This window comes from Anaerotruncus massiliensis (ex Togo et al. 2026), assembly GCF_900199635.1.
In the GTDB taxonomy this organism is placed as follows: Bacteria; Bacillota; Clostridia; order Oscillospirales; family Ruminococcaceae; genus Anaerotruncus; species Anaerotruncus massiliensis.
Genome location: NZ_LT962684.1, coordinates 1 through 8,056 on the forward strand (window position 1 = coordinate 1; position 8,056 = coordinate 8,056).

At 62.8% G+C, this 8,056-nt stretch carries 8 protein-coding genes and 1 rRNA gene; 8 read left to right on the forward strand and 1 reads right to left on the reverse strand.

Annotation, left to right across the window (positions count from 1 at the left end):
• Positions 1-8 precede the first annotated feature (8 nt).
• The 4 genes from rrf to C1A13_RS00100 all read left to right on the forward strand — a co-directional run bounded on the left by rrf (position 9) and on the right by C1A13_RS00100 (position 3,690).
• A 5S ribosomal RNA gene (gene rrf / locus C1A13_RS00085) occupies positions 9-125 on the forward strand.
• Between the two features lie 130 nt (positions 126-255).
• Positions 256-999 (forward strand): hypothetical protein, encoded by a 744-nt coding sequence (locus C1A13_RS00090; RefSeq protein ID WP_101547924.1) that lies wholly within the window; start codon positions 256-258, stop codon positions 997-999.
• Between the two features lie 15 nt (positions 1,000-1,014).
• On the forward strand, positions 1,015-1,296 hold the full coding sequence (locus C1A13_RS00095) for a hypothetical protein (protein WP_101547926.1): 282 nt from the start codon (positions 1,015-1,017) through the stop codon (positions 1,294-1,296).
• Between the two features lie 144 nt (positions 1,297-1,440).
• Positions 1,441-3,690, forward strand: a complete 2,250-nt coding sequence (locus tag C1A13_RS00100; protein WP_101547929.1) for a vitamin B12-dependent ribonucleotide reductase — start codon at positions 1,441-1,443, stop codon at positions 3,688-3,690.
• Between the two features lie 160 nt (positions 3,691-3,850).
• On the opposite strand, the gene C1A13_RS00105 is transcribed toward C1A13_RS00100, so the two are convergent.
• Positions 3,851-4,114: a DUF6809 family protein gene (locus C1A13_RS00105; protein ID WP_101547931.1), complete on the reverse strand. Its 264-nt coding sequence runs from the start codon at positions 4,112-4,114 to the stop codon at positions 3,851-3,853.
• Between the two features lie 99 nt (positions 4,115-4,213).
• Here C1A13_RS00105 and C1A13_RS00110 point away from each other — a divergent pair, with 99 nt between their 5' ends.
• The 4 genes from C1A13_RS00110 to C1A13_RS00125 form a co-directional block, all read left to right on the forward strand.
• The gene (locus tag C1A13_RS00110) at positions 4,214-4,480 is read left to right on the forward strand and encodes a helix-turn-helix domain-containing protein (RefSeq protein WP_101547932.1); all 267 of its coding nucleotides are present in this window, start codon (positions 4,214-4,216) and stop codon (positions 4,478-4,480) included.
• Positions 4,481-4,981: 501 nt separating this feature from the next.
• Positions 4,982-5,788: an epoxyqueuosine reductase gene (locus C1A13_RS00115; protein ID WP_101547934.1), complete on the forward strand. Its 807-nt coding sequence runs from the start codon at positions 4,982-4,984 to the stop codon at positions 5,786-5,788.
• 105 nt (positions 5,789-5,893) lie between these two features.
• Positions 5,894-6,952, forward strand: a complete 1,059-nt coding sequence (locus C1A13_RS00120) for a lipid II:glycine glycyltransferase FemX (protein WP_207726240.1) — start codon at positions 5,894-5,896, stop codon at positions 6,950-6,952.
• A partial coding sequence (locus tag C1A13_RS00125; RefSeq protein WP_101547936.1) for an aminotransferase class I/II-fold pyridoxal phosphate-dependent enzyme occupies positions 6,949-8,056 on the forward strand: 1,108 nt, incomplete at its 3' end. The genes C1A13_RS00120 and C1A13_RS00125, both read left to right, overlap by 4 nt.

Consider the following 8,056-nt stretch of genomic DNA (forward strand, 5'->3'; position numbering starts at 1 on the left):
GCCGTATGGCTGGTGTATATGACGCTGAGGTCCCACCTGTTCCCATCCCGAACACAGAAGTTAAGCTCAGCGGTGCCGACAATACTTGGAGGGTGACTTCCCGGGAAGATAGGTCTATGCCAGCTCCACAAAAAGCAACGTCCTTCGGGCGTTGCTTTTTTGTTTCCTGAGTTCCCTTTTTCCAGCGGCCAGACGGGGCTTCTTGCAGGAATCCCCGATTTGTAATACACTATAGAGGGGAAAGGGGGCGCGGATATGGAGCGGCTGAGGCGTTTTTATGAAGCGCACCGGAGGCCGGTGCGGATTGCGGGCGCCCTGCTTGCGGGGCTGCTGACACTTTGCTATCTGCTTATCTTTTTTCAGCGGGGTGCAGACCTCTACGACACCTTCCTGCGGCGGAAAGCGTCCCCCTATTCCGCCTCCGCGTGGACCTACAGCGGAAAAAATCACTGGGGGAGGGTGCGCATCGACGTCGAAGCGGTGGAATCGAACACCTATCGGCTGATTTACGCGCTGCCCGGAAACCCTGAGCGGGACTACCTCGTGCGTTTTGCCGGGGCGGAGGACCGCTATGCCGAGCGGCAGATCGTGATCAGCAGCGGCGGGGTGGAACGGTTCCGGGGAACTTACCACCCGGACGGCCTCTTTCTCTATAACGAGCAGGGGGAGCCGGTGCTCGACGTGGACGCCTTCGTCTCCCACGACGGGAAAAACCCCTTTGCCGGGCGGGAGCCCTCCTATTACGGCATGGCGCAGCTGGCCTCCGGCAGCGGAGACGCGGTGCGGGGCAACGGCGACCTCCTCTTTTCGGCGGTCCTGATCGCGGCTCTCTGGGCGGTGGACCGGCGGTGGCCGCGCCTCTTTTTTGATCTGCGGCATATGTGGTGGTGCGTCGGCGCAGAGCCGAGCGAGTTGTTTTTATCGGCGCAGCGGCTGCTTTGGGTTGTGCTGCCCATTTTATCGATCTTTCTGGCGCTCCTGGCGCTGATCATTCACTAAGGGGAGGAAACAGAGATGAACCAGTTCCATCCAAACCGGACAAACGCTTCCGGGGCGCTCTTTTTCGGCATCGCGGCGCTGCTCAGTTCACTGATGGGCGACCTGATGGCCGCCCTCGTGCTGGGGGCCGCGGGGATTTTCCTCGGGGTCGTCACGCGGAAATACGCCGCGCCCGACGAGGGCGGCGGGCTTCCTATTACAGGGATCGCCCTGTCGGCCGCGGGGCTGCTGATGGCGGGGCTGATCTTCGCGCTGCTCATGGTGGGCGGCCTTGCCGCGCCGGCCGCGGGACTTTAAATCCATATCGGGCCAGGGGCGCGTCCGCAAAAAAGTGCGGGCGCGCCTCTTTTGGGTATTGCGGAGTAAAAGAGTATATGATACAATATCTTGTGTCAGATATTCTATATAAGGCGACTATCTTGTGGCAGAGGAAGGGACAATATGAAAATCGGCAAGAATGCGATCACCGTATTGGAAAAGCGGTACCTGAAAAAGGATGAAAACGGAAAGAATATTGAGACGGTCGAGCAGATGTTCCGCCGCGTGGCGGACGCGATCGCGGCCGCGGACGCCGCCTACGACGACAAGGCGGACGTCAAAAAGCTGTCCGACCGGTTTTACGAGCTGATGACCAATTTGGAGTTCCTCCCCAACTCCCCGACGCTGATGAACGCGGGCAAGGAGCTCGGACAGCTTTCCGCCTGCTTCGTGCTGCCGGTGGGAGACTCGATGGAGGAGATCTTCGAGGCGATCAAACAGGCGGCGCTGATCCACAAGTCGGGCGGCGGGACCGGCTTTTCCTTCTCCCGCCTGCGCGCCTCGGGCGCGACGGTGCGCAGCACCGGCGGCGTGGCGAGCGGGCCGGTCAGCTTTATGCGGGTCTTCAACATGGCCACCGAGGCGGTCAAGCAGGGGGGCACCCGGCGGGGCGCGAACATGGGCATTCTGCGGGTGGATCATCCGGATATCCTCGATTTCATCGACTGCAAGAAGAACAATGCGGACATCACCAACTTCAACATTTCGGTGGGGATCACCGAGGCGTTTATGCAGGCGGTGCAGAACGGCGACACCTATGAGCTGGTCGACCCCAAGAGCAAGCAGGCGGTCGGCGAGCTGGAGGCGCGCGAGGTGTTCCACAAGATCGTCGAGAGCGCGTGGCGCAACGGCGAGCCGGGCATCATCTTCCTCGACCGGCTCAACCGGGACAACGTCGTCCCCTCGCAGGGGGAGATCGAAAGCACCAATCCCTGCGGCGAACAGCCGCTGCTGCCCTATGAGTCGTGCAACCTCGGGTCGATCAACCTTGTCACCATGCTCGCCAAGGACAAGAACGGCTGGCGGATCGATTATAAAAAACTCGAGCGGACGGTCGAGGACGCGGTGCACTTCCTCGACAACGTCATCGACGTGAACAAATATCCGCTCGAGGAGATCGATTTCACCACCAAACAGACCCGCAAAATCGGGCTTGGCGTGATGGGCTGGTCGGACATGCTCGCCTATCTCGGCATGTCCTACAATTCCGAGGAAGCGGTCGCCCTCGCGGGCGAGGTCATGAAGTTCATCACCGAGACGGGCCGCCGCGCCTCCGCGCGGCTTGCCAAGGTGCGCGGCGCCTTCCCGCTCTTTGGGGAGAGCATCTTCGCCGCCGGGGAACCGCTGCGCAACGCCACGATCACCACCATCGCGCCCACCGGGACCCTGTCGATCATCGCGGGCTGCTCGTCGGGCGTGGAGCCGGTGTTCGCCTACGTCTTCATCCGCAACGTCATGGACGGCACCGAGATGATCGAGGTGAACCCCGTGCTGCGGGAGACCCTCGAGGCGCGCGGCCTCTACAGCGACGAGCTGATGAAAAAGATCGCCGTGGAGGGAACCCTCCAGCACATCGACGAGATCCCCGACGACATCAAGCGCGTATTCGTCTGTTCCCACGACGTGAGCCCGCTCTACCATGTCAAGATGCAGGCGGCGTTCCAGAAGCACACCGACAACGCCGTCTCCAAGACGGTCAACTTCGCGCACGGCGCGACGATGGAGGACGTTGAAGAGGTCTACATGCTCGCCTACGAGCTCGACTGCAAGGGCGTCACGATCTACCGTGACGGCAGCCGCGCCGAGCAGGTGCTCAACATCGGTTCGGTGAAGAAGGAGGGCGAGACGGAAGCGCCGCCCGCCATGCGCACAGACATCCGTCCCCGTCCGCGCCCGGAGGTCACCTGCGGCCTGACCGAACGCATGAAGATCGGATGCGGCAACCTGTACGTCACGGTCAACTATGACGAGCATGGCATCTGCGAGGTGTTCACCTCCACCGGCAAGGCGGGCGGATGCCCCTCCCAGTCGGAGGCGACCGCGCGGCTGGTGTCCATCGCGCTGCGCTCAGGCGTCTCGATTGACGAGATCCTCGACCAGCTCCGCGGCATCCGCTGCCCCTCCACCATCCGCCACGCGGGGATGAAGTGCACCTCCTGCCCCGACGCGATCGCCCGCGTCATCAAAAAGACCGCCGACATGATCGAGAACCAGAAGCTCGGCCTGCCCGCGGCGGAACCCGCCCGGCCCGAGGCGCCCGCCTCCGGCGCGGCGGCCCTCAACGCGAAATTCTGCCCCGAGTGCGGCAGCGCCCTCGAACATGAGGGCGGCTGCGTAAGCTGCCGCAGCTGCGGATACTCCAAGTGCAACTGAGGAGAACGGAAAAAGAAGGCCGGGGACGAAAGTCCCCGGCTTTCCTTTTGCGGCTCTTCGAGCCGCAGGGGCCGGCCTTTTGAAAAAGGCCTTGCGAAAACTTTGATCAGGCCGGCCGCCCCGCGCCCCACCCCGCCGCGACCCGTGAGGCGGGGTCCCGTCAAAGCCCGGCGGAGGCCGCCAGCCTCGCCCGCAGCCGCCAGCCCCCGGCAAACGCCGCCGCGGCCGTGCAGTCGCACAGCGCGGCCTGCGCGTCCTCGACGCGCAGCAACAAACGCCGCTGGCGTTTGTTGAGCGTTTGCCGGAGCGCCGCGCGCGCCGCGTCGTATTCGTCCGATGCGGCGTTATATTCCGGCGTGTCGCGGCAGCGCTCCTCGATGAAGGATAACCGCTCGAGATATAGCTCTTCTAAAATATCAGGCATTAAAAAAACCTCCAATAACTTCATCTTTAGAAGTAGTATATCATAAAAAAGCGCTACAATCAAGATAAACTTCATCATTAGAATATTTTTGGAGGGAAAATGAAAATCTATTGGAATGGGATATCCAAAAATGTGATTGGTCCGCAGGTGAAACTGTTGCGAAAAGGGCACAAACCACCATTGACGCAAAAAGCATTGGCGGAAATGTTGCAGCAGGCGGGATATGAGTTTGACAGTCTAACCATATTGCGCATTGAGAAGGGGACGCGGTTTGTTCCTGATTATGAGGTTGTCGCCTTGGCTCAGGTTTTGGGTGTCTCATATGAAACATTACTGGGCCCGCCGGCGGAAAACAACGCCCCGTAGAGGCGTTCGCGCGCTTTGCGCGCGTACGCGGCGAAGCCGCGCAATTTTCCGCCTCCCCGTGGGCACTGCGCGCCACGCAAAAGCGGCCGTGCCTTCCCTATGAAAACCTCCGGTACGGTTCCGGAGACTCTCGGGCAGAGGCATTGCGCCCGCGGCGCGGCGCCGGGCGGGATGCTGTAGGTTCGTCCGCTCATCCGTGACAGGGCGCCGCCGACTTTGGCCGAAGGCCAACCGGAGGCGGCGCGGGGGTCGCAGGGGCGAAGCCCCTCGTGCCCTTCTTTGGTTCCTTTCTTGGGCAAGCAAGAAAGGAACTCGCTGTCGGTCGACTACCGACAAACTCCACCGCTCGATGAGCGCTATGCCTAAGGACCGCCGTCGGCCGACTACCGACAAACTCCGCCGCTCGATGAGCGGTATGCCTAAGAACCGCTGTCGGTCGTCGGTCGACTACCGACAAACTCCGCCGCTCACTGAGCGGCATACCCAAGGGAGGCCCCGCCAATGGATCAGCTGATAAAGTGCATGGAATCCCATGGCATGGACCAGTGGGGCGTCTGCCGGTTTGAGGATGCGCTGCCGCTTTTGGAGGTGCGCGCAAAACGCCGCCTGCCCGAGAGGGCAAAAAGCATCATAGTTATACTATTTGGATATTACATCGGAGAGTATCCCGATAGAAATATATCGCGCTACGCGCTTATGGATGATTACCATACGGTTATCCGGGCAACGCTGGAGGAGCTGGCAAAGGAACTGCAAAATATGTATAACGGAGATGTGTTTATACCATTTGTAGATAGCTCGCCGGTGGCGGAAGTGCGCGCCGCCAGCCTCGCGGGGCTGGGGGATATCGGCATGAACGGCCAGCTGTTGAATGAAACCTACGGAAGTTATTGCTTTATCGGCGAAATCGTCACGACGGCGGATTTTCCGGCCGCGGGGCGTAAAGCAAACCCCCTTTGCACCCACTGCGGCCGGTGCGCCGCGGCCTGCCCGACGGGCGCGCTGTCCCAGGAGGGCTTCAACCGGGAAAAATGCCGCTCCCATATCACCCAGAAAAAGGGGGAGCTGACCGAATGGGAGCGGGAACAGATCCGGGCGGGCGGCTTCGTGTGGGGGTGCGACCGGTGCACCGACGCCTGCCCGGTCAACCGGAACGCGCGGAGAAGCCCTGTCGCGGCGTTTCAACGGGATATCGCGCCGGTCGTCGGGGAAGATAATCTTGGAAAACTCTGCGAGAGCAAGGCTTACGGCTGGCGCGGGGAAACGGTGCTGCGGCGCAACCTGCGGATTCTGCGCGGGGAGGAATGACGGCACCGGGAAAATATGCTATAATAAGCGCGGATATTTGCGCCGGCGTCCGGCCTGAGCGGACGCCAACAAGACAGAGGCCCGTGGGGGCCGTGGAAGGGACCGATGGAAGTGGAGATTTTAACGCCCGAACAGTATGGGGAGATGGAAGAATTCGTCTCGCGCCATCCGCAGGGGGGCTTTACCCAGAGCGTCAACTGGCAGAAGGTCAAGAACAACTGGGGGTATGAGGCGGTCGTCTCGCGCGGGGAGGACGGAGAGATCAAGGGCGCCGTATCGGTGCTCATCCAGAAGATCCCGCTTGTTGGGACCGCGTTTTTATATGCGCCGCGCGGGCCGGTCTGCGACCTGCACGACAAGGAGGTGCTCGCCGATTTGAAGGCGGGCGTAGACGTGCTGGCGAAGAAATATAACGCCCACACCTTTAAGATGGACCCCGACGTGCTGATGAGCGACACCGACTTTTTGGCGATTGCGAAGAGCATGGGCTTTACGCAGCAGTACGGCCCCGACGGGTTCGAGGGCATCCAGGCCCGGTTCAACTACCGGCTCTATCTCATGGGGCGCACCGAGGAGGAGCTGCTCGCGAACCTGACGCAGGGCACCCGCCGCAAGGTGCGCATCGCCATGCGCAACGGGGTGGAGGTGCGCCCGGTGGGGCCGGAATACCTCGACGAGTTTGTGCGCATCATGCGGGTGACGGGGGAGCGGGACGGCTTCAACGTGCGCCCGAAGGCGTATTTCGAGCGGATGCTCGAGGCGCTCGGCGAGCATGTGCGGCTCTATATGGGATTTTATGAGAACGCGCCCGTCTGCGGCGCCATCACCACCAATTACGCGGGCAAATGCTGCTATGTCTACGGCGCGTCCGACAACGTCCACCGCGACGTGATGCCCAATTATCTCATGCAGTGGGAAATGATCAAATGGGCGGTGGAAACGGGCTGCGAGGTCTACGACTTCCAGGGGGTCTCGGGGAATCTGGAGGAGGGAAGCCACATGTACGGGCTCTACCAGTTCAAACGCGGCTTCAACGGCCGGCTTGACGAGCTGGCCGGGGAGTTCGACTACGTGTACCGTCCGGTCAAGGCGCGGATGGTCGACCAGGCGATCGCGCTGAACGGCGCGCTCGGACACCTCAAGAGGAAACTGAAGCACGAATGAAAACGCCGCTGCATGACGCCGTAAGGGATTACATCGAAAAGGACATGTCCCGTTTCCACATGCCCGGGCACAAGGGCGCGGGGACGGACGAATTTGCCGCGCTGCTGCCCTGGGACATCACCGAGGTGGAGGGCGCGGACAGCCTCTACCACGCGCAGGGGCCGCTTTTGGCGCTCGAGGAGCAGTTCGCGCGCCTCTACGGGACCCGGAGGACGCTGCTCTGCGCGGGCGGCGCGACGCTGTGCATCCAGACGATGCTCGCGCTCGCCTGCGGGACGGGCGCCGCCGTGGTCATGGGCCGCAACCTCCACCGCGCCGCGATCAACGCGGCGGCTCTGCTCGATCTCACCCCCGTGTGGGTCTATCCCGAGCGGGACGCGGGGGCGTGGTTCACCGGACGGTATTCCCCGGCCGCGGTCGCCGCCGCGCTCGACGGGCATCCGGAGGCGAAGGCGGTCTATCTCACCTCGCCCGACTATTTCGGCGTGCTCAGCGATCTTTCGGGGATCGCGGAGGTCTGCCGCGCCCGCGGGGTGCCGCTGCTCGTCGACAACGCGCACGGCGCGCACCTCAAGTTCCTGCCGGAACGGTACGGGAAGCCCCATCCCGCCGACTGCGGGGCGGCGCTCTGCTGCGACAGCCTGCACAAGACGATGCCCGCCATGACGGGCGGCGCGCTGCTGCACATCTGCGACAGGCGGTATGCCCCGGACGCCAAGCGGCTGATGTCGATGTTCGGCTCGACCAGCCCGAGCTATCCGATCCTGCTCTCCTGCGAGCGGGCCGCCGCCTACGCCGGAGAGGGCGCGGCCGAAGGCTTTGAGCGCGTCTCGCGCGCCTTCGACCGCGCGCGGCTGCTCGCGCTCCAAAAGGGGTTCGCGCTCCCGCAGGGGGCGGCCGACCCCGCCAAGCTTTCGCTCGGCTTTGCCGCGCGCGGCATGGACGCGGCGGGATTCGGCGCGTGGCTGCGCGGGTTTTCCATCGAGCCGGAATATATCGGCGGCGCGGCGGGCGTCTTGATGGCCACGGGCTTCAACCGCGCCGAGGATTTCACGCGGCTGGAAACCGCCCTGGGGGCGCTCCCGCCCTCCAGCGCGTCCGCCC